The organism is Nostoc sp. PCC 7107 (assembly GCF_000316625.1).
GTDB lineage: Bacteria > Cyanobacteriota > Cyanobacteriia > Cyanobacteriales > Nostocaceae > Nostoc_B.
This window is the reverse complement of record NC_019676.1, coordinates 3,585,665-3,607,639: the sequence shown is the minus strand read 5'-3', so window position 1 is coordinate 3,607,639 and position 21,975 is coordinate 3,585,665. Positions and strand designations below refer to the sequence as shown.

20 protein-coding genes and 3 pseudogenes are annotated in these 21,975 nt (G+C 41.1%); 14 read left to right on the top strand and 9 right to left on the bottom strand.

Translation table 11 applies throughout. The features are described from left to right. Positions 1–5: 5 nt before the first annotated feature. Positions 6–440 carry a dUTP diphosphatase gene (dut, locus tag NOS7107_RS15530; RefSeq protein WP_015113906.1) on the top strand — a complete coding sequence of 145 codons (435 nt, stop codon included), beginning with the start codon at positions 6–8 and terminating at the stop codon, positions 438–440. Between the two features lie 272 nt (positions 441–712). Here dut and NOS7107_RS29420 read toward each other — a convergent pair. The 4 genes and pseudogenes from NOS7107_RS29420 to NOS7107_RS15520 form a co-directional block, all read right to left on the bottom strand. Next, positions 713–931: pseudogene (locus NOS7107_RS29420) on the bottom strand (dCTP deaminase); the annotation flags it as partial. 6 nt (positions 932–937) lie between these two features. Continuing rightward, positions 938–2,104 (bottom strand): annotated as a pseudogene (locus NOS7107_RS15525) (Hint domain-containing protein); the annotation flags it as partial. Further along, a pseudogene (locus NOS7107_RS29160) lies at positions 2,078–2,431 on the bottom strand (dCTP deaminase); the annotation flags it as partial. The pseudogenes NOS7107_RS15525 and NOS7107_RS29160, both read right to left, overlap by 27 nt. Before the next feature lie 82 nt (positions 2,432–2,513). Further along, positions 2,514–3,050: a P-loop NTPase family protein gene (locus NOS7107_RS15520; RefSeq protein WP_015113904.1), complete on the bottom strand. Its 537-nt coding sequence runs from the start codon at positions 3,048–3,050 to the stop codon at positions 2,514–2,516. 327 nt (positions 3,051–3,377) lie between these two features. Between NOS7107_RS15520 and NOS7107_RS15515 the strand changes: the two genes are divergently transcribed. The 9 genes from NOS7107_RS15515 (at position 3,378) to NOS7107_RS15475 (ending at position 15,496) form a co-directional block, all read left to right on the top strand. Further along, positions 3,378–3,938, top strand: coding sequence for a nucleoside monophosphate kinase (locus tag NOS7107_RS15515; protein WP_015113903.1), 561 nt, complete (start codon positions 3,378–3,380; stop codon positions 3,936–3,938). A gap of 110 nt (positions 3,939–4,048) precedes the next feature. Next, the gene (gene rph / locus NOS7107_RS15510; RefSeq protein WP_015113902.1) at positions 4,049–4,789 is read left to right on the top strand and encodes a ribonuclease PH; all 741 of its coding nucleotides are present in this window, start codon (positions 4,049–4,051) and stop codon (positions 4,787–4,789) included. Positions 4,790–4,891: 102 nt separating this feature from the next. Further along, positions 4,892–5,143: a hypothetical protein gene (locus NOS7107_RS15505; RefSeq protein ID WP_015113901.1), complete on the top strand. Its 252-nt coding sequence runs from the start codon at positions 4,892–4,894 to the stop codon at positions 5,141–5,143. After that, complete coding sequence (locus NOS7107_RS15500; protein WP_015113900.1) at positions 5,140–5,487, top strand: PIN domain-containing protein; 348 nt, start codon at positions 5,140–5,142, stop codon at positions 5,485–5,487. Before NOS7107_RS15505 ends, NOS7107_RS15500 begins: the two co-directional genes overlap by 4 nt. A 103-nt stretch (positions 5,488–5,590) precedes the next feature. Next, positions 5,591–8,542, top strand: a complete 2,952-nt coding sequence (locus NOS7107_RS15495; RefSeq protein ID WP_216594387.1) for a DUF2225 domain-containing protein — start codon at positions 5,591–5,593, stop codon at positions 8,540–8,542. A gap of 465 nt (positions 8,543–9,007) precedes the next feature. Beyond that, positions 9,008–9,730: a 6-phosphogluconolactonase gene (gene pgl, locus NOS7107_RS15490; RefSeq protein WP_015113897.1), complete on the top strand. Its 723-nt coding sequence runs from the start codon at positions 9,008–9,010 to the stop codon at positions 9,728–9,730. Positions 9,731–9,938: 208 nt separating this feature from the next. Continuing rightward, entirely contained in the window at positions 9,939–10,742 is an 804-nt protein-coding gene (locus tag NOS7107_RS15485; RefSeq protein ID WP_015113896.1) for an FHA domain-containing protein, read from the top strand. A 156-nt stretch (positions 10,743–10,898) separates the two neighbouring features. Continuing rightward, the gene (locus NOS7107_RS15480; RefSeq protein WP_015113895.1) at positions 10,899–11,636 is read left to right on the top strand and encodes a M50 family metallopeptidase; all 738 of its coding nucleotides are present in this window, start codon (positions 10,899–10,901) and stop codon (positions 11,634–11,636) included. Positions 11,637–11,977: 341 nt separating this feature from the next. Continuing rightward, the gene (locus NOS7107_RS15475) at positions 11,978–15,496 is read left to right on the top strand and encodes an NB-ARC domain-containing protein (protein WP_015113894.1); all 3,519 of its coding nucleotides are present in this window, start codon (positions 11,978–11,980) and stop codon (positions 15,494–15,496) included. A 227-nt stretch (positions 15,497–15,723) separates the two neighbouring features. Here NOS7107_RS15475 and NOS7107_RS15470 read toward each other — a convergent pair whose 3' ends face one another. Both NOS7107_RS15470 and NOS7107_RS15465 read right to left on the bottom strand, forming a co-directional pair. Continuing rightward, positions 15,724–15,945 carry a hypothetical protein gene (locus NOS7107_RS15470; RefSeq protein WP_015113893.1) on the bottom strand — a complete coding sequence of 74 codons (222 nt, stop codon included), beginning with the start codon at positions 15,943–15,945 and terminating at the stop codon, positions 15,724–15,726. A 113-nt stretch (positions 15,946–16,058) separates the two neighbouring features. Then, positions 16,059–16,904 (bottom strand): hypothetical protein, encoded by an 846-nt coding sequence (locus NOS7107_RS15465; protein ID WP_015113892.1) that lies wholly within the window; start codon positions 16,902–16,904, stop codon positions 16,059–16,061. Between the two features lie 308 nt (positions 16,905–17,212). Between NOS7107_RS15465 and NOS7107_RS15455 the strand changes: the two genes are divergently transcribed. Continuing rightward, positions 17,213–17,398, top strand: coding sequence for a hypothetical protein (locus tag NOS7107_RS15455; protein WP_015113891.1), 186 nt, complete (start codon positions 17,213–17,215; stop codon positions 17,396–17,398). Between the two features lie 81 nt (positions 17,399–17,479). Here NOS7107_RS15455 and NOS7107_RS29415 read toward each other — a convergent pair whose 3' ends face one another. After that, positions 17,480–17,632: a hypothetical protein gene (locus NOS7107_RS29415; protein ID WP_015113890.1), complete on the bottom strand. Its 153-nt coding sequence runs from the start codon at positions 17,630–17,632 to the stop codon at positions 17,480–17,482. 801 nt (positions 17,633–18,433) lie between these two features. After that, positions 18,434–19,171, bottom strand: coding sequence for a 2-phosphosulfolactate phosphatase family protein (locus NOS7107_RS15445; RefSeq protein WP_015113889.1), 738 nt, complete (start codon positions 19,169–19,171; stop codon positions 18,434–18,436). 425 nt (positions 19,172–19,596) lie between these two features. Here NOS7107_RS15445 and NOS7107_RS15440 point away from each other — a divergent pair, with 425 nt between their 5' ends. The 3 genes from NOS7107_RS15440 (at position 19,597) to NOS7107_RS15430 (ending at position 21,334) form a co-directional block, all read left to right on the top strand. Continuing rightward, positions 19,597–20,016: a BlaI/MecI/CopY family transcriptional regulator gene (locus NOS7107_RS15440; RefSeq protein WP_044500833.1), complete on the top strand. Its 420-nt coding sequence runs from the start codon at positions 19,597–19,599 to the stop codon at positions 20,014–20,016. Further along, positions 20,016–20,861, top strand: a complete 846-nt coding sequence (locus tag NOS7107_RS15435; protein ID WP_015113887.1) for a M56 family metallopeptidase — start codon at positions 20,016–20,018, stop codon at positions 20,859–20,861. The genes NOS7107_RS15440 and NOS7107_RS15435 overlap by 1 nt, the downstream gene beginning before the upstream one ends. Positions 20,862–21,106: 245 nt before the next feature. Beyond that, complete coding sequence (locus NOS7107_RS15430) at positions 21,107–21,334, top strand: hypothetical protein (RefSeq protein WP_015113886.1); 228 nt, start codon at positions 21,107–21,109, stop codon at positions 21,332–21,334. A 176-nt stretch (positions 21,335–21,510) separates the two neighbouring features. Here the strand turns inward: NOS7107_RS15430 and NOS7107_RS15425 are convergent, their stop codons facing one another. Beyond that, the gene (locus NOS7107_RS15425) at positions 21,511–21,933 is read right to left on the bottom strand and encodes a TerB family tellurite resistance protein (protein WP_015113885.1); all 423 of its coding nucleotides are present in this window, start codon (positions 21,931–21,933) and stop codon (positions 21,511–21,513) included. Positions 21,934–21,975 lie beyond the last annotated feature (42 nt).

Sequence of the window (21,975 nt, the reverse complement as noted above, 5' to 3'; positions counted from 1 at the left end):
GTCTCATGGATTACATACTACACGTTAAATTACTGAGTGATAAAGCTCGATTACCTGAATATGCTCATGAAGGTGATGCTGGATTGGATTTATTCTCTACAGTAAAAACTGTTATAAAACCTGGAGAAAGTTCTTTAATTCCTACAGGTATTAGTATTCAACTACCACCTAAAACAGAAGCACAGATCAGGCCTCGTAGTGGGCTTGCTTTAAATCATCAAATAACTGTATTAAATTCTCCTGGAACCATAGATGAAGGTTATAGAGGGGAAATTGGAGTAATTTTAATTAATCATGGTAAGATTCCATTTACAGTAGACATAGGTATGAAAATAGCCCAAATGGTAATTAAACCAGTTTTATTAGTTAATATTGAGGCTGTTACAGAATTAAATATTACTGGAAGAGGCTCTAGCGGTTTTGGTTCTACAGGACAATAGTTATTATTTTGTCGATAAAAGTGTTTTATAATCAAGTAAAAAAAATTAGTCGAAATATTGATTTATCCTTGATATACAAAAAATATAATTTATGAGTTCGTCAGTCATTACTTGTATCTAGATTCTAGAATAATTGAGAAATAATACTTTTAATTATCATACAAACAAAGATGCAAAGAGCCATAAAGCTTTATTGTTATTGTTTCCAATTTACTAGATAAGAGCAGAAACCACAGGTAAAATTAACCGTAACCTGTGGTTTTGAATTTAAACTATACGCGAGCTATGGTGACAATTTCTAACTGATCTTGATATTTACCCTGTCTTGTGTCGTAACTAATCGCACAGGGTTCTCCTTCTAAAAAGAGTAACTGCACTACTCCCTCATTGGCATATATACGACAGTCTGCACTAGAAGAATTGGAAAATTCTAGAGTTAAATGACCGCGCCAAGCCGCTTCCGCAGGCGTTAGGTTTGCAATTATACCGCAATTATGGACAAAAACCCCTGCTTCTAAGGCAAAATTACCTGCTTCGGGTACTGTTAAACAATAAACATCGTGAATACCAGGTACTTCTTTTACAGAGAGAACTTTGTGGTTTTTGAGAGAATGAGTTTGTGATAAACCTCTAAATGATTGTATAACGTCTGGAAATCTTCTAAATACAGAGCGATCGCAATTAAGCAATCGAGCCGCACCACGAATAGAACCTGTTTGATCTAGGGCAGATCGCACAACATCAGCAGTAATTTCATGGCGAGTCTTAGAAGCATCCGCTAGTTGTTTCATCAGTTGGGATTGCTGATAACGTCTTGTCCCGTCATCTTTTGCCCAAGCTTGTTTACTCAGTTCTCCGGTTAAAGCTCTAGCTGTGGGATTTTTGTAATACTCAATCATCGCATCACGATGTGCTTGTCGAGTATCATCAGAGCAATTTCTTCTCCCTTCAATGACTCTTTGGCGGATTTCTTCATATTTGGGATCATGCCAAAAATTCACAACTTTTTCTTTTTGCTGTTGAGAAAACATTGCATTCCAATCAGCATTTTGTTTGAGTCTGGCAAAAGCTTCTCTAATAGATTCCCCATGTTCATCAGGGTCAAACTCATCACCATAGTTCTCCTGATTATGTAATCGAATGTGCGCTGAGGCATCCATTCTCACAATATTCCAGGGATTATTATTTAAACGATTAAAGTCAACATGATGGCGGTGAGTGTTAGGTGTATTATCGTAAATTCCGTAATATAGATTCCACTCATCACTCAATCGATGAGTTGGATAAAGATGACCGTTAAGCGGTTGATACACCATCTCATAACCACGAGCAACCTGACGGTAAAGAGGCATTAAAGAATCTTGTGGCTTGAGAGTATGAGCCTCAACCATTCGACCATCTCTAGTCATAAAAAGATGATCTGGTGTACAAAATATTGATTCATTATTGTCTAAAGTCACTTCCAATAAAGAATCTCGACCAATATATTTGGGATTTTCTAGTAAAGTGACTATTATTCTTCCGTGTTGACCAATACTATAGCCCCAAAATTTTTCTCCATTTTCAGAGCGTTCAGCCATTTCTTCTAGTGTTGGTGATGTGCCATCCACTAGGGCTACACGAGTATCACCTCTAAAGCAACGTGCATACGTGCTTTTACCTATACAAACTACTGTAATATTATCTGGAACCTCTAGCTTTTCTAAAGCAACTCCCAATCCATAAGAATGAGCAGGCAAAATAAAATAACTGCCATTCACATCTGTATGCAGTGGTGTTGACTCTAAATTGTGGGGATTAAAGTTTTTGGGGTCAACCACAGTTCCCGGTATGTGGCGAAAAATCCGAAACTCAGCCGGGGAGAGGCGGATATCGTAGCCATAGGAAGAAAGACCGTAACTGATAACGGGTTGAGCATCGACGGATGTCTCTTTCTGCACTTTTCGGATTAAGCTTGGCTCAAAGGGTGAAATCATCCCTTGTTGAGCCATTTCCGTAATCCATTTATCGTTCTTAATCACAAGTTCACAGGTAATTCCAACCGAACTACTAGAATATCGTGAAGGGTGTCGTTTAGGGGCGATGGCTACGACGAATTTCGGTAATTTGGTCGGCTACATCTAACAGGGATTTAGGCATTTCTGGCCCTGTGAGAATAATATCGATGTGGGGCGGGCGTTTTGCCAGAAACTCTAAAACATCAGCTTCGGGAATTAAACCAAAGTTGATAGCTAAACTTAATTCATCTAAAACTACCAGGGAATATTTGCCCTCATTGACTACATTTTGTGTATATTGCCATAACTTTTGTAAAGCTTGATTTTCTGCTTCGTCTAGTTGTGGTGTATCGATACAGCGTGGCAAATCACAGCGTATCCAGTCGAGATTTTGTCCTAATTGAATTGGTTTATCTTGTCCTTGGCCGATACCGCCTTTGAGAAACTGTACTACTAATACTGATGTGCCTTGACCCGCGATTCTCAAGGATTGAGCCATAACAGTGGTAAAAAAGTTACGGTGAGCGCTAGTGAAAACTTGCACTAGTCCTTCTACTGGGTTTGGTAAGGAAAGTATCGAATTGCTGCTGGGAGATTCTAACTGGGCGACCATAAGGAGAATTTAGAAAATTACAAGAAATAAGGCAAGAAATTCGGCTGAGAGTGATTGCAAATCTATCTATATGATTAACCTGATTTTGACAAGTGTGTTTTAGGAGTGGGGAGTAGGGAACAGGGAAAAATCATCCAAAATCTAAAATCCCATAATTCAAGATTGGTATGGGATATTGACATTTTCATTTTTTGGATGAAACTAGTCGCAACACGATCGCAAAATTTAGTAGCAATCAATGAAAATAGCCGAGTGTGATCTAGACTATTGGTCTGAGCAAAACAAAGTAGAATGTTATGAATTTTACCAGATGAGGAGTGAAATTAAGTGAGATTAGTGATTCTGGGAGGTTCAGGATCAGGTAAAAGCACTCAAGCGCAAAGGCTTGGCAGACACTTTGATATACCTCAGATTTCTACGGGTGAAATTTTACGGGAAGCGATCGCTAACTATAGCGAACTCGGTCGTCATGCACAACCCTATGTAGCCAGAGGTGAGTTAGTCCCCGATGAAATGATGATTGAATTAATGCGGCTGCGACTAAAAAAACTTGATGTTGTTGGTGGTTGGATTTTAGAAGGTTATCCCCGCACGGCCTTTCAATCGGAAGAATTAGATTTTTTATTGGAGACTTTAGGACAACAGTTAGATTGGGCAATTTATTTACAAGTACCACAAGCCATCATGGTCAGCCGTTCTCTAGGCCGTTCTTTACCAGATGACCAACCCGAAATTGTCCAACGTCGAGTGGAAATATTTTACGATCGCACTATCCCGATTTTAGAATACTACGACCGTCGCCGCCGCCTGTTAACAATCAACGGTGATCAAGTACCGGAAATGGTAGAGCAAACTATCCTCAATCTGCTGATGAGTGCTGAGTGCTGAGTCAAAAGATAAAATTTCAGACTTTAGACTTCACACTTCACACTTCACACTTCACACTTCACACTTCACACTTCAAGCAGTATTCTAGATGAAAATTGTGAGGCAATCCAATGGCATGGCAGCGTCCCGACGGCAGACAACCTTACGAACTTCGTCCTGTAAGCTTTCAGTCTGGGTTTACTCGTTTTGCGCCTGGTTCGGTGCTGGCTAAATGTGGTGATACTCAGGTACTTTGTAATGTCAGCATCAATGAGGGAGTGCCAAGATTTTTAAACGGGAGTGGTAAAGGTTGGTTAACGGCTGAGTACCGAATGTTACCCGCAGCCACACAGCAGCGCCAAGAACGAGAATTGTTAAAGCTGTCTGGGAGGACTCAAGAAATTCAACGTTTAATTGGACGCAGCTTAAGGGCAACAATAGATTTTGAGGCGTTGGGAGAACGGACAATAACTGTGGATGCTGATGTGTTACAAGCAGATGCAGGAACGAGAACCACAGCCATTACAGGGGGTTTTGTCGCCTTAGCGCAGGCAATTTCCCAATTATTACAGCGTGGGGTGTTAGAGCGATCGCCTTTATCTGGACAAGTGGCAGCCGTTTCTGTAGGTTTATTAGAAGGTGAAGCATATTTAGATTTAAACTACCCAGAAGACGTAGCAGCTACAGTCGATTTCAACGTCGTGATGGATCATCATTTGGGCATAATTGAAGTGCAGGGAACGGCGGAAGAAGGTAGTTTTAGCCGTACACAGTTAAATCAACTGCTTGATTGTGCCGAAAAAGGCATTCAAGAATTACTAATTGCTCAACGCGAGGCTATTCCTGGCTGGGAAAATCTTTTTGAAGTCTGAAATAGCTACCTAACTCAGCTTTTCAGATCCGCTTGTGCAAGAATTGGAATGTGGCTAAGAGTAAAGACGCTAAAATTTACAGCAGTTGATACGGTTAGGTTGATGAGTCCATCACTGGAAAAAATTTTAAACGATATTGAGCAATTAACTCCAGAGGAGCAATTGACGGTGATGGGACATTTGGTAAAACAAGTGAAGAAGCACATCACCCAAACGCCACCAAAACGCAAGTTGAGCGATTTGAAGGGTATGGCTCCCTATCCGCTCTTGGGTGGGGATGCTCAGGAGTGGGTTTCGCGGACTCGACGAGAAGGGGATGAGCATCGAGAACGGCTGTTGCGAGGAGAGGAATGAGAATTAGCGATGCGTTAGTTGGAGTTTCTCGCTTATTTCTTGATACAGCACCCGTAATTTATTTTGTAGAACGCCATCCGCAGTTTGTGGATTTAGTCGATCCAATTTTTGAACTTTTGTCAACTGACATTACACCAGTAGCATCTGGGATAACTTTATCAGAATGTTTGGTAGGTGCTATGGCTCTGGGGTTAGTAGATTTAGAGCAAGCTTTTGTTGATGTTTTACAACCAGAACAAGTAATTCTTGTGGATATTAATGCTGCTATTGCACGAGAAGCTGCAAGAATTAGGGTGCATTATAAGCTTCAGTTACTCGATGCGTTACAGGTAGCAGTGGCTTAAACGGCTGGTTGTGAGGCTTTTTTGACTAATGATGTAGCTTTGAAGCGGGTGACGGAGTTGAGGGTTTTGGTGGTAGGTGAGTTAGAGGTAGAGTGAGTTGAGTGTGAAAAAGTTATTCAATGTGATGAGTACTGCGGGTATTTGTCTCGCACCTTGGATAGTAACGGGTGTGATGACAACAGGGTTATTGTTGAGTGTGTCAGTTAGAGCGATCGCCCAACAGCAAACTCCTATATACTCAGCAGAGGAGCAAGCAGCTTTAGAACAAGCCCAAGAACTTAATCAACAGATAGGAAAGTTATACCAAGCAGGAAAATACTCTACTGCTACCCCTTTAGCAGAACGGGTATTGGCTATCCGCGAGCAGGTGCTGGGTAAGGAACACCCATTAGTTGCGAATAGCTTGAATAATTTGGCGGAACTGTATCGATTACAGGGAAAATATCAACAAGCCGAGCCATTATATTTCCGCGCTTTGGCAATTTCTGAAAAGGTGCGAGGGAAAGAAGATCCCAATGTCGCTATTGCTTTAAATAATTTAGCTTTACTGTATCAAGAACAGGGAAAATATCAACAGGCGGAACCATTGTATCTCCGTTCTCTGGCTATTTATCAGAAGGCACAAGGGCAAGAATCGCCTGATGTTGCCAATAGCTTGAATAACTTGGCGGAACTGTATCGATTACAGGGAAAATATCAAGCAGCAGAACCATTGTATCTGCGATCGCTGGCTATTTATGAAAAGGTACTTGGTAAAGAACATCGTTATGTCGCTGAAAGCTTAAATAATTTAGCCTTACTCTACAAAGAACAAGGCAATTATCAACAGGCAGAAGTATTGTATCTTCGCTCTTTGGAAATTTATGCAAATGTTCTGGGTAAGGAACATCCTGATGTTGCTCAAAGCTTGAATAATTTGGCTGAACTTTATGGTGAACAAAGTCAATATCAACAAGCAGAGCAATTATATTTGCTTTCTCTAGCTATCAGAGAGAAAGTCTTAGGTAAAGAAAATCCGCAGATTGCCCAAAGCTTAAATAATTTGGCTGTACTCTATCGCGCCCAAGGTAAATATCAACAAGCGGAACCATTATATCTCCGCGCTTTGGCTATTTATGAGCAGGTATTTGGTCAAGAGCATCGTAATTTTGCTCAAATTTTACATAACTTAGCTGAACTCTATCAAATACAAAGAAATTATCAACAAGCAGAACCATTGCACCTCCGCGCTTTAGCTATTTATGAGCAGGTACTTGGTAAAGAACATCCATTAATCGCCCTGAGCTTGAATAATTTGGCCTTACTCTACTCAGCTAAGGGTAATCATACTCGTGCTATTGATTTCTCACGTCGTGGGCTAGAAATTGAGGCAAAAAATCTCAATTTGATTTTTGCAGTCGGCTCAGAACAAAGAAAACAGAGTTACGTGAGAACTTTTCGGGGGACAACTAACACCGCCATTTCCTTATCCCTGCAAGAAAAAACTAAAAATTCAACCGCCGCATCTCTAGCCTTAACCACCGTACTGCGGCGCAAAGGACTGGTGTTAGATGCTGTAGCTGATAGCATCCAAATACTCCGCACTCAACTAGACAAAAACCCCGAAACTCAAAAATTATTTACTCAATGGCTGCAAATACAACAGCAACTCTCCGCATTAGTATTTTCTGAATCAACAAAACAAACTGCTAATCTAAAACCTCAACTAGAACAACTAGAAGCAGACAAAGCCAAACTAGAAGCAGCTATTAGTAATAAAAGTGCTGAATTCCGTGAGCAAACACAACCAATAAAATTAGCCAGCATTCAAGCCAAAATCCCCAAAAATGCAGTCTTGGTAGAGATTGTGCAGTATCGGCCGTTCAATGCTCAATCGGTGAAAGATGTCCCAACCTGGGGAAAAGCGCGTTATGCGGCGGCGGTGTTACGTTCTACTGGTAAACCCTCATGGGTTGATTTAGGTGAAGCCGCAGAGATTGATAAATTAGCTGTTGATTTTCGCGTAGAGTTAGCTACAGGAAGGTCATTCAACAAACTCGCCCGGACTTTAGAAGATAAATTAATCGCACCTATCCGTCCGTTATTGGGTGATGCGCGGCATATTTTGATTTCTCCTGATGGGCAATTAACATTAATTCCCTTTGAAGCCTTAAAGGATCAGCAAGATAAATTCTTGATTCAGAGTTATGCTTTTTCTTACCTTACCAGTGGCAGAGATTTGTTACGCTTTCAAGCAAATAACCAGAATGCTTCTGCGCCTGTGGTGTTGGCAGATATTGACTACGATAATCAAGCCTCAACTGGAGGAACTGCGAAAACATCTGGTATGCGTAGTTCCCAAAACCTGCGCTCTGGTGATTTAGCGAATTTGGAATTTGAAGCTTTAACTGCTACTAAAGATGAAGCCATAGCCATTAAAAATGTTTTACCCAAGGCAAAATTAGTCTTAGGTAAAGATGCGACAGAAACCGCAGTCAAACAAATACAAAGTCCGAGCATTTTACACTTGGCTACGCATGGTTTCTTTATCACTGATGTGGAACAAAACCTCAACGCATCATCAGATTTAGAGTTAACACCCAGTCAACCAAATATTTTACAAGTAGAAAATCCCTTATTGCGTTCTGGTTTAGCTCTAGCTGGTGCAAACAAACGCAATCAAGTCACCCTAGGGAATGATGATGGTGTGTTGACAGCTTTGGAAGTGGCTGGTTTAGATTTGCGTTCTAATCAGTTAGTTGTGCTGTCGGCTTGTGAAACAGGTAAGGGTGATGTGAAAGTTGGCGATGGTGTGTATGGTTTACGGCGGGCTTTGGTAATTGCTGGTTCCCAATCTCAAGTTTTGAGTCTGTGGTTGGTGGATGATGCAGCGACGAAGGATTTAATGGTGAAGTATTATCAGAATTTGCAGAAGGGTAAGGGAAGACATGAAGCTTTACGTGCTGCACAGTTGGATTTGCTCAATAGTCAAGAATATCAGCATCCCAGATTTTGGGCGGCGTTTCTTCCTTCTGGGGATTGGACTCCGTTGAGTAATGTTGCAAGTGATAGGTGACAGACTATAGCTCAATACGGTTCAGTTAAGGTGATGAGAGTTGATTTCTCAATTTCTGCTTAACTATCGGACAATAAGCAAGATTTGGGGGAGAATCCCCCAAGCCCCCGATTGGGTGACGGTTGCGTCCCCCAAACCCCCTGCAAAATCATTCTTTCGTTTTGGTTGAGTAATCATTTGTTGGTTTTGTTGTGATTTAGTTTTCTTAACTGAACCGTATTGAGCCATAACCCAATACGGTTCTAGTTAACGTTTTCATCTTCTTCAAATCCTCCCAACCCCCCTTAAACCCTTCCCAGTTAGTACCACTGACTACTGACAACAGAACATGAAAGATGATAACGGTAAATGAGGTTAATTTGTGGCTATTTAAATCATGATGTTAAAAGTTTTAGAAGGTAAAAGGAGGGATGATTAGAAGTTCGGTATCGTATTGCTGGAAGCAGGCAATGTAATCATAAAGCCATGAATAAAACAGTAGAAATTCTATCAGATCAGTCTGCGCTGGTAGCGCGATCGCTGGAGTTAATTTTATCGAAGTTGGAAACTGCCATTGCCCAACGGGGGCAATTTACGATTGCTCTATCTGGCGGGAGTACACCTAAGCCTTTATATGAAGCGATCGCTGCTCAAGATTTGCCTTGGGATAAAATTCACGTTTTTTGGGGCGATGAGCGCTACGTTCCCGCATCTCACCCCGATAGCAATGAATTAATGGCGCGGCGTGCATGGCTAGATCGAGTTAACATTCCCGCCGCCAACATTCACGCAGTCCCTACTTTAGATGCTGATCCAGCCTTATCGGCTGACAAGCATGAGCAGGATTTACGAGAATTTTTTCATACTGCTCCCGGTGAGTTCCCATCATTAGATGTCATCTTGCTGGGTATGGGTGATGATGCCCATACAGCATCTTTGTTTCCCCACACAGACGCACTCAAAGTGAGCGATCGCTTAATTACTGTGGGTAACAAAGACGGAAATCCTCGCATCACCTTCACTTACCCCTTCATCAACACGGCTCGCAGCGTGATTTTTGTCGTTGCAGGTGCTAATAAACGACCAGCTTTAGCCAAAGTCTTTGCCCCTCAAGCCGATGACTTTAGCTACCCATCTCGCTTAATTCGCCCCCAAGGAGAACTTTGGTGGCTCCTAGATTCAGCAGCTGGGGCGGAATTGCCAAATTAAAGTCAAAAGGTAAAAGTAAAAAGGCAAAAGCGTCTATTCTTTTTACTTTTGCCTTTTTACTTTTAATTTCCTCAAGAGTAGTTGTTAAAATCGAAAGCTAGAATCGCCCCCTTGCAAAACTGCCGATTGGTAGAAGCAGAAGCATCTACGGAGTTTTTTCTGCTTGCCAGTACTATCTAACGCTGATCTTCAACAAAGGCTCAAATCAATGATCGTCTGCCCGAATTGCAATCATCCCAATCCCAACGGCGCTGTCCAGTGTGAAGCTTGCTATACGCCTTTACCAGCGACTAGTAACTGTCCTAACTGTGGAGCAACGGTACAGGCTGATGCTGCTTTCTGCGGTCAATGTGGCTTTAATCTGCACTCCGCTGCTGCACCGGCTCCTGTTGCTGCTACAGTTGCTCCCGAAATTCCTGTACAAGCACCACCATTAGTTACTCCAGATCCATTATTAGATCTACTACAACCAGATGCTTTAGGAATTAGCCAGCCTGTAGCTGTACCACCAACAGCGGTAGCAGCCGAAAGCACACCCCCACCTCCCCTACCTCCTATCGCTCCTGAACCTGTAGCTGTTGAGGCCGCCATTCCTAGCCCACCGCCCGAACCAGAACCTGCTCCCGCACCAGAACAAGAGCCAGAAGCTGCTCCCGCAGGCGTTTCGAGAACTCAATTACAACAAGTCACCGCGCGAGTGGTGCATATTCAAAGCGATCGCGAAATTGAATTACCCCAAAGTCTCTCGGTAATTCACATTGGCAAGCCCAATGACCGTATTCCTCCTGATATCGATGTTTCAGGATTTAGTAATTCGGAAATTGTCTCTCGGATACACGCAGATATTCGCGTTGAGGGAGATGCTTACTATGTAGAAGATGTCGGTAGTTCCAATGGCACTTATATTAACAACTTGCCATTATTACCAGGGAACAGACACCGCCTCCGCCCAGGCGATCGCATCAGCCTCGGTAAAGGTGATTTGGTAACATTTATCTTTCAACTAACCTAAAAAAGTGTGAAGTGTGAAGTCTGAAGTCTGAAGTTTAAAAACTAAAAAATAAAACTTATACCTAACACTTCACACTTCATACGTGACATTTCACACTTCATACTTCATACTTCAGACTTTCTATAATTGGGGTAATTACATTCAGGAAAGTGCGCCATGCAGGAACCAGGAAAACATTTTGAAACCTTGCTCTCTACAGAAGCCCCGCCAGTAGTAGAACGTATGGGGTTAAATTGGTTAGTCGCAGCTGCGATCGCCACGGCTGTATTATGGCAAGTTCCCGGCGGCGATTATATTTTATACCCGTTCACTATCCTGGCAACTTGGTTTCATGAAATGGGACACGGTTTGATGGCGCTGGTATTAGGCGGACAGTTTCAAAAGTTAGAAATCTTTAGCAATGGTTCTGGTGTAGCTACTTATCGCATCGCCACCTCACTTGGCCCGATTGGCCCTGGTTTAGTCGCCGCAGCCGGGCCAATGGGGCCGCCAATTGCTGGTGCAGCTTTGATTTTAGCTTCCCGCAGTTTTAAAGCAGCATCTTTGAGTTTAAAAATTTTAGGCGGTTTTTTGTTGTTTTCTACATTAATTTGGGTACGTTCTTGGTTTGGCTTGTTGGCAGTTCCTTTATTAGGTTTAATTATCCTTGGGATGGCTTTAAAAGCACCCCGTTGGATGCAGGGTTTTGCTATTCAATTTTTGGGTGTACAAGCTTGCGTGAGTACATACCACCAACTCAATTATTTATTTAGTTATAGCGCTGGTTCTTTAGGGCTATCTGATACAGCCCAGATGCAAAGATATTTACTTTTGCCTTATTGGTTTTGGGGTGGATTGATGGCGATCGCTTCTTTGATAATCTTGATTCAAAGTCTCCGCGTTGCCTATCGTTGAGCGTAATGGGCAGGAAAGAAACATTATAAACAGGAAGGTTCAATATTCTCAGGGTGAGTATTGTCGTAGTATATGCTAAGATACAGCCGAAATTACGTTTAATATCCCTACTCCTGTGAATAATCTCATTCCCAGTAAACTATAACTATTGAAGTATTTTTTGATAAATTCAGCATAATTTAGTCATATTTCAAGTTTAGACTGTTTTATTGAACATGATAAAACTTGCTTGAACTAAAATGCTGAACTACATATTTTGCAAATAAATTAGAATTACTACATTCTTCTGGAAAAAAGCCAAGAATATCAGGGCTAGGCGATAATTAATACAGTTTTAATACATGGTATTACAGAATTGGAAACGCAAGCGTGGTGTTGCACTTACTACTAGGGGTTTACAAAAACTTCAGGAGGCAAAACGTAAGTCAGAAGCAAAGGAAAATTTCGGCAATAGCTACACACTTGAAGATATTAGCTCACTTTCCGGTTTACATCCCAGTACAATCTCAAAAGTAATCAACCGAGAAGGCGGAGTAGATAAAAAAACTCTGGAAAAACTGTTTTTAATTTTTAATTTACAAATAAATGAAAGTGATTATTTAAGTTCAAATAATCGTCTAGATTGGGGAGATGCTACTTTTTTACCAGTTTTTTATGGACGTAAAGAAGAACTGATCGCATTAGAGCAATGGGTGCTGAATGAGCGTTGCCAATTCGTGGCATTGTTAGGCATGGGTGGTATTGGTAAAACTGCGCTTTCTGTAAAGCTGGCGAAACAAATTCAAGAAGACTTTGAGTATGTGATTTGGCGATCGCTCCGCGAAGCTCCACCAGTGAAAGCTATAATTACTCAGTTGATTCAATTTCTCTCTGACGAACAAGAAACAGAAGCTAACTTACCAGAAAGTTTAAGCGATCGCATATCACGTTTGATTGATTATCTTCGCAAGCATCGCTGTCTGTTGATTCTGGACAATGCAGAATCCATTTTACGTTATGGCAGTCGAGCCGGAAAATATCGAGAAGGATATGAAGGTTATGGTGATTTGTTCAGGCGTTTAGGAGAAGCCACTCACCAAAGTTGTTTAGTATTAACTAGCCGAGAAAAACCTCAAGAAGTCGCACTATTAGAAGGGGAAACATCACCAGTACGCTCCTTAAAATTAAGTGGCTTAAAGGTACTGGAAGGCCAGGAAATTTTAAAAGTCAAAGGATTATCGGCCGCCGAAGACGAATGGAAAGCCATGATTGAATCCTATGGCGGTAATCCATTAGCCTTAAAAATAGTGGCGACAACTATTGAAGATGTGTTTGCTGGGAATGTAACTGAGTTTTTACAACAAAATACAGTTGTTTTTGGCGATATTCGGGATATTTTAGACCAGCAGTTTGAGCGCTTGTCAGATTTAGAAAAGGAAATCATGTACTGGTTAGCAATTAATTGTGAACCAGTAGCGCTATCAGACTTACGAGAAGATATTTTATCGCCAGTGCCACCACAAAAATCACTAGAGGCTCTAGAATCTTTAGTCAGGCGATCGCTAGTGGAAAAAAGCACCACAACTTTCACCTTACAACCTGTAGTCATGGAATATGTAACTCAGGTATTGATAGAGCGAGCCTGTGAAGAAATTATTACTGAGAATATTCACCTTTTGAGATGCCATGCTCTGATCAAGGCAAGTGCTAAAGATTACATCAGAGAAACTCAAATTCGCCTCATTCTCAAACCAGTGATTGATGGTTTGCTCACTGTATTAAGAAGCAAAAAAGGTATTGAAAACCAATTAACTAAACTTTTAGTCAAGCTTAGAGCAGAATCACCCCAAGAACCTGGTTATACAGGTGGAAATATTCTTAATTTGTTGTGCCAATTACAAACAGATTTAACAGGCTATGATTTCTCACAATTGACAGTTTGGCAAGCAGACTTGCGGAATATCAAGCTGCACAATGTTAATTTTCAAAATGCTGATTTAGCCAAATCTGTTTTTACTGAAACCTTTGGTGGTATTGCCTCAGTAGCTTTTAGTCCTGATGGCAAACTTTTAGCTACAGGCGATACCAATGGCGAGATTCGCTTGTACCAAGTTTCAGACTGGAGACAACTTTTAATTTGCAAAGGACATACTAACTGGGTTCCATCACTTATCTTTAGTCCTGATAATAGTATTTTGGCAAGCAGTAGTAGCGACCACACTGTGAAGTTGTGGAATGTTATTACTGGTCAATGCCTTCAAACTCTGCAAGGACACAAACATGAGGTGTGGACAGTTGCCTTTAGTCCAGATGGTAATACCCTAATAAGTGGTAGTAATGACCATAAAATAAAGCTATGGAGTGTTAGTACTGGTGAATGCCTCAAAACTTTTCTGGGACATACAAGTTGGATAGTCTGTGCAGTTTTCACTCTGGATGGTCAGAAGCTAGTAAGTGGCAGCGATGATGACACAATTCGCGTGTGGGATGTCAGGACTGGTGAATGCCTCAAAATTTTGCAAGGGCATCTTGATGGCATACGCTCCATCGGTATCAGTCCTGACGGAAAGACTATCGCCAGTAGCAGTGATGACCAAACAGTAAAGTTATGGGATATTGAAACCGGGAAATGTATTAAAACTCTACATGGACACCATGCTGCTGTCTGGTCAGTAGCTATTAGTCCTCAAGGCAATCTCATCGCTAGTGGCAGTCTCGATCAGACCGTAAAATTATGGAATTTTCATACTGGACAATGTCTGAAAACCCTTCAAGGACACTCTAGCTGGGTATTTACTGTCGCTTTTAGTCTGCAAGGAGATATTCTTGCTAGTGGCGGTGACGATCAAACTGTGAAACTATGGGACGTTAGTACTGGCCAATGTCTCAAAACTTTCAGTGGATATACTAGTCAGGTCTGGTCAGTTGCTTACAGTCCAGATGGTCAGTTTTTGGTAAGTGGTAGTCATGACCGGATAGTAAGGTTATGGAATGTTGATACAGGTCAGGTCTTGCAAAATTTTCTCGGACATCGTGCTGCGATTAGATCAGTAAGCCTTAGCCCAAATGGGAAAATATTGGCAAGCGGCAGCGATGATCAAACAATCAGATTATGGGATATTAACACAGGTCAAACTTTACAAACTTTGCAGGAACATCGTGCTGCTGTCCAATCAATTGCTTTTAGTTTTGATGGCCAGATGTTAGCGAGTGGTAGTGACGATCAAACAATCAGGTTGTGGGATATTAATACAGGCCAAACATTACAAACCCTCCAAGGACATAATGCGGCTGTTCAGTCAGTAGCCTTCAATCCTCAATATAGGACATTAGCAAGTGGATCTTGGGATCAGACCGTTAAGTTATGGGATGTGAAGACTGGTGAGTGCAAACGAACATTAAAAGGACATACCAATTGGGTATGGTCAATCGCTTTTAGCCCAAATGGTGAACTACTGGCAAGTGCAAGTTATGACGGAACAATCCGTTTGTGGAATATTAACAGTGGTGTCTGTGTACAAACTTTTGAGGTTTGTGCAAATAGTATTGTTAAAGCAGTTATTTTTAGTCAAGATGGACAGATACTAGCTAGTAGCAGTCCCGATTACACAATTAAATTATGGGATGTGGATACAGGAGAATGTCAAAGTACATTATGTGGGCATTCAGCTTGGGTATGGTCAATCGCTTTTAGCCCAGATAATCTGACTTTAGCCAGCAGCGGCGCTGATGAAACGATTAAACTTTGGGATATCAACACGGCTGAGTGCTTAAAAACTTTAAAAGCTAAAAAATTTTATGAGTCAATGAATATTAGGGGAGTTACAGGTTTAACGGCTGCAACCATTACTACTTTGAAGGGATTGGGGGCAGTTGTGTAAAAAACTAGAAGAGTAGAGGACTGTCTCATAGAGCATTGATTCAGTCATCAAAAGAATACATGGTAATAAAATAAGTGCTAATCCCTTGTTATCTAACCTCGACGCTATTCGCTCTAATTACTCTGTGAGCATCTTAAGACTCTTTTTGACCACAAGCTAGATAATCAAGGGATATAGACTATTTACTTAATCACTTAAGTTTTATCAATTAGACAAGTAGACGGAAACTAAAAATCAGCCATAGGAATGTCACTGGGCAATCCATCTGCGAATTCCTCGAACATGATTCTTTCTAATTCCAAGTCTGTGTCATCCAATATTTCTAAGTTATTGTTGCTGAGACTAGTGTCAGAATCATGATTATTTAAAGATTGGTGTTGAATCACAGAATCATCATGAGTGAAAAATGGCTGGGTGATTGTTGTAATGGTTAATGTTGTTGTTTTCATGGTCTTCTCCTTGTTAATTGCACAGAATTCTATGCTGTTAAAACTTGTTTACAAAATTTCATCTAGGCTATTTGATGAGTAAATGAGCAGTCGATGAATCAGCCTCACTCTTGCTACTTACTTGATAGTTTTAGTGGTTCTAATACGTTTTCAATCTCCTCATCTGATATGTAGGCTTCTTGAGGTGGGCTAAATCGCAATAATGCAGCTTGGTAACAGGCTTGTGCCACGCGATCGCACTCTTGGGGAGTTAGCCCGGCAATCATCGTCACGGTTTCCTGAACGTGATTTACCTCAGTAGGACTAATAGCGCTGTGTATGCGTAGGCAACGGGTGGCGTTAATACCTGGCGGTAGCAATGCCTCTATCTTGTGAATGTAAGCCTCTCCTATACATGTACCTAAACGTTCTGCTGTATAAGAATAGCCTACGCAATCAATGGGATCTGAGTCCTGCGAGCTTTGGGCAAAATAATCCATTAATGCCTTTGCCGCAGGAGGATAAAAGGCTTGGACAACAGCTTCGGCTCTGTAACCCATTGAGCGAATATCTCGCAGAGCGAGTATGTCGTGACCAGCTTCTTCTTGCACTTTTTGTGCAGCCCACTGTGCCAAAGTCTGACGATTTGCTGAAGCAAAACGCGATCGCGCTTCTTCCATTAGTCGTGGAGTAGAATGGCACAAGTGGTAAAAACCAGCCAGTCGCCATACCCAACGCGTAGGGGTTAAAGTTGGTGGTCGGCGATCTGACTTGACTGCGTGCCAAGCGGATACTATTGCCTGATCTAAAAGCTTGCGGGTTTTAGCTAAAGTCTCAGGATGAATCATTTTTTGAGTTAAGCAATCACCACTAACCTCTGATTGAGGTTGATTTACCCAACTACTATTGTTTTTCTTCATCCCTACCATATCAGGGTTAATACTTGCTGATTTCGTATCAATTAAGAATTCATTAGGCATGGTTCGCGTTGTACACTCCCATATCTTTGTAGGATTTTGACTGTACTTCTGCTATTAAGCAAGATAGCAGATAACTTGACGATAAAATGATTTCAATGCCTAATGAGACCCATTTGCTTTTAAAATGTTCTTCCACTCAAAAATTATTGCGTGGATGGCCAAAGGGTGATTTTTACGTTGCTAAAGTAAATTTCTTCATCAAGAAGATCACTAAAAAGCTTAACTTTGAGCTTAAAACCTTGATTTTCACTGGTAAAGATGTTCCCGTATTGGCAATATTTAGGGGACTCCATACAAATTAAAAAATTATGGATAAAATAGCTGCCCTTAGATTTTCTGGTTTGACAAACTCCAGTAAAAAAGAAGTATTCAAGCAAATTACTATAGACTTGACTCCAGATGAAGCTCAAAACTTAGAAAGATATTGTGAACAGACAGGCCAAGCAGTCACAAATGTGATTGAAGAACTCATTCGGGGGTTATCTGTTACCTAAGTTTTTCAAGACAACTCTGAAAAAGTTAAGGTCGAGGAAATCCTCAATGCAATGTTTGCAAACGCAGACTAAACGTTGCTACTACTCAGACCTCGTAGTAGCTAATCCTCGAATCAATTCCCTAATCACATCTGTTGCTGGCCTTCCTGTCTGATCACAATAATTTTCCAAATTTTTGGCTTCGTTTAATGCCAGGTTGATGGTTATTCGCTTGACCGCCCATTTTTTATTCATGCTACAAATCTGGTGTATTGGATAAAACTACAGAAATCTTTATTTATTCAGACTGAATATCTGTCTATTAAAATTTGCGCTTATACGCAGTTGTGCGGAAAAGGGTTGATTTACCCAAAATTAGCTAAAAAAGCATAACTTTACTTTAATGAGCTATCCTCAGAAACAATAAAGAGTTTGATTCGCTTTGCTATGAGTTGAAGCATATTGCCTCTTCATAACTTTTTAAACTTGTTTTACAGGTTCCGAGTTTTCTATTGCCCCTGGTATTTAGTTCAGATTCTAAATTTCTCATTGAGAATATTAGCACTCAAGTCAACCATCAGCCAAATATGAGGTCAGCGCAAGATATTTTTTAAGTTAGCACAATGATGTAAATAACTATGGTGGCAAGTTGAATTTAGATTGATAAAACCATCAATAAACAAATAAATAAACACAAATTTAAAGATTAACTTAGAAAAAACCCTTTTTAATGAATCTGTTCTGGCTGAGGCTATCTCTAGGGGCTGTTTTCTTTTAATCGTGAATGTATGTATGAAAAAGCTTAGTTAACTTTATTTTATAGTTAAGTAGTTTTACATTAAAAAAAGTAATTGAATATCCCTGGTATAAATACCGGGGATATTTTTAATCATTCATGAATGCCAACAAAACAAGCGTTGCTTAAAGACTAGGCTTCCAGATAGACCACAAAAGTTAAATTTAGTACATTAAACTCTGAGAAATCGCCAAAAAGCCAAGACAACAAGAAGAAAAAACTTGAGAATGTTTGGATGATGTATGAGTTATGAGTAATGTTTAATTTTGGCTTTTTAAAACTCCTATTTCTTGTTGTATTGGCAAAACATCCAAAATATCAGTCTGGGAACAATATTTTAGGTCTTCATGACATTCTAGGCGTAATAATCGTTTGCCGTGACTAGCATGATGAAATAATCCCAATAAATTATCTTGCCACTGGGTGTAAAGTGCGATCGCACCAATCAATTCATCATTACCCGCTAATTCATCAGGTGACACCTGAGATTTTTCGCCGATACTATGAGCGATCGCACCAGCACAAACTGTATCTTCTAAGGCAAAACTCCCTTCCCAACCAGAACCAACAATCCAGACTGTTTCTGGCTGTTTTGCTAAAAGATATTTTACTATTGCGCCTCGGTTAATCAAAGCGGCTGCTAGTACAGCCGGAGAATCTTGTATGCGTTGTAAAGCACGAGTACCATTAGTAGTACTAATAAACAGGCGACGACCATGCACTAGATCTGATGTACAGTCTAGGGGAGAGTTACCGAGTTCAAAGCCAGTAACTTTGGCTCCGCCACGTTCTCCGGCTCTTAAACGTTTTTCTGCTGGCCATCGTTCACTAACTTCTATGAGATTGTCTAAATCGCTGAAGACTTGTACTGCTTCGCCTCCAGCCGCTAAGACTGTGGCAATTGTGCTAGTGGCTCGCAAGACATCGACTGCGATCGCGCAGTCTGGAATTTCATCTTTAGGAGTTAATTCTGGAGTGTGGTATACGAATAACTTCACGCGCTGGATACACCTACTATAAAATATTATTGTCGAGATACATTCTAATTTGTGTTAACAGCCATAATGACAATTTAAGCAATAGGAATTTTTCGGGGTTATGGCAAGAGGTTGGCCAATGAGGGCAAATAGCCTTAACTTTAGTTGTTACTTAACAGTTGTTTAAGGTGGCGAATAGCGGCACTAGTGTTACGTTGATCAGCAATCTGCACACACTGCATACATAATTGCAGATCCTTTGAGTGCTAGTGAAGGGCAATGATTATGAAGATTTGAGATGATATTTGTAGAGGTGCGATCGCTTGATTGATTTAATGGAATCAGAGATGTCAAAAACAGGCGATTATAATAACTCTACCTTGGTTTCTCAAGAGGGGAATTTTGCGTTAAATCTGCCACTCTCAACTCTAGGATCTAAAATCGACATGGCACCTTTACCCGATTACCGCCCAAAACAACTGTCTTTAGGCCCTTTAGAGGCAGAAATTTTAAATATTGTCTGGGAACTTGGTTCCGCGACAGTTAAAGATGTACACGATCGCATTTTGGCTGATCCTAACCGAGAATTGGCTTATACTTCCGTCACCACGGTGCTGCGTCGCCTTACTGAAAAAGGTTGGCTGGCTTGCGATAAACAAGGACGCGCCTTTTATTGGCGACCATTGCTAAGTAAGCAACAAGCTCAAGTCATTAAAGCGCATGATCAATTACAACGATTTTTAGCCGTGGGTAATCCCGATGTGATTGCTGCTTTTGCCGATAGTCTGGATGAAACTGCAAGTCAGCAAATAGAAGCGATCGCCAAGCGCATTCAAGCTGCACGTCAAGCCAGGGAGGAACAATAATGCACCTAATCATGATTTTGACTGCTGTGACAGTCTCTTGGATATTGAGATGCTCTTGGGTTAATACTCCAGGTAATTGGAACGTGCGGTGGCGGAAAACTCTATTTATCTTTCTATTTCCGCCTTTGTTGCTATTTATGACGGCGATCTCTCTGCTGTGTATGGGGCCACAAGGTAAAATGGGTGGAGCCTATACAGGATGGTTGAGCTATGACTTAGCATTTATCACCCTGTGTTATTTTGCCTTTTTGGTCATCAAGCTAACTTTTCAAGGTTGGCAATCTGTAGAATCTGCCCGTCATTCTCCCTTGGTCAATCTGGATGGTAAATTAGTCAGACTACTCAACACACCAGCATTGTTCGCTGGTCAAATTGGTTTTTGGCAACCAGAATTAGTAGTTAGTCAAGGATTACTCCAAACTCTTTCACCTGCTCATGTAGAAAGTGTCTTAGCCCATGAGCAAGGACATCATTATTACCGAGATACATTTTGGTTTTTTTGGCTGGGTTGGGTGCGTTCTTGTACTGCTTACTTACCTCATACTGATGAATTGTGGCAAGAATTACTGGTGTTGAGAGAACTCCGTGCAGATAGTTATGCTGTATCTCAAGTAGATCCATTGCTGTTAGCAGAATCGCTGGTGTTGGTTGTGAGTCAAACTTCTGTCTTACCAGAATCTGAGGTTTGCTGTGCGGCGTTGGGTACTGCTGTAGGCGATCGCCTCGAACAAAGAATCGATGCTTTACTCGCACCACCAGAACCTGCGCTAACAATGAACTGGCAATCTTCTCCAGGATTCCTCCTAGCATTGTTACCATTATTAACTGTCTTATTCCATACCTAAGTATAAAGTTTTTGCACCTGTCGCCAAGATGTCTGCAATAGTTCCCCTGAAGATTTTTGCGTGAAATGTAGGTGCAGCTAAAAATATTTTTTTATAGATAAATTTTTTGCAGGCCTTGATATTCCAAGGACTGCACTGCCTGTGTCTACTGAAAGACCAATTATTTCAAACTTGGGGAGGATGTAAGTGATACTCTAGTTTTATAGTGTCTTAAGTAGTGTTGCGTAAAAAAGGAACATATACTCATGAATATATTAATGCAAGCAGCGGATTCAGTCGCCACAGGTGGAGGTCATTTCCCCTTGGCTTTTACATTGGTTTATGTAGTTGGCTTTATTGCTGCTGTCACCATTGGTTCTATTGCTTGGTACAACTCCAAACGCCCAGTTGGTTGGGAAAGTAAAGATCGTCCCGACTTTGTACCCAAAGTAGACAAAGAAGAAACTCCGGGTGTAGGTGAACCAAAGGCATAATAAGTCAATAGTCAATAGTCAACGGTCAATGGTGATTTAGTGCTGTCATCGGGTTTTCTGACTTGTTAGCGTAGCGTTAGCGACGCAATAGCATCACCGGAAAAGTCAAAGTTTGAGAATTGGGGATCTAGACTTTTGACTTTTGACGTTGGACTCTTGACTATAGACTTACAGTGTTAATTTTGAACTTCGACCCAACGCCGATAAAGCTTTTGAATTTGTTTAAGCAACGCATTATGAACTGGTTGTTGGGCTGATTCTTGTTCTGCTAAATCCTGAAGTTGCGTTAAAAGTCTGGCTTCTTCGGTGGCGACTTCTCCATCGCTATAAATTAAGCCACTAATAGCTTCAATGAGACTTTCGCAATCTTCGACGCTTGGGCGATCGCCTAAATATTCTTTCACCCAGGCATAACATTCTTTTGGTTGCACAGGTACTAATTCGTACAACCAAGGCTTGATTTCTGGGTCGGTAGCCAAACCTTTTGCTTGTGCAATTTCGCGGAGATACTGTCGCTCCTCTGGCTGAATTATCCCATCAATCCAAGCGGCTCCAATCAAGATTTTAACTAAGTTCTTTACATTGGAATCAGTAACCATTGCTGCCTCCTGTGGTAGATTGGGGCTTCAATCAAATCGTAC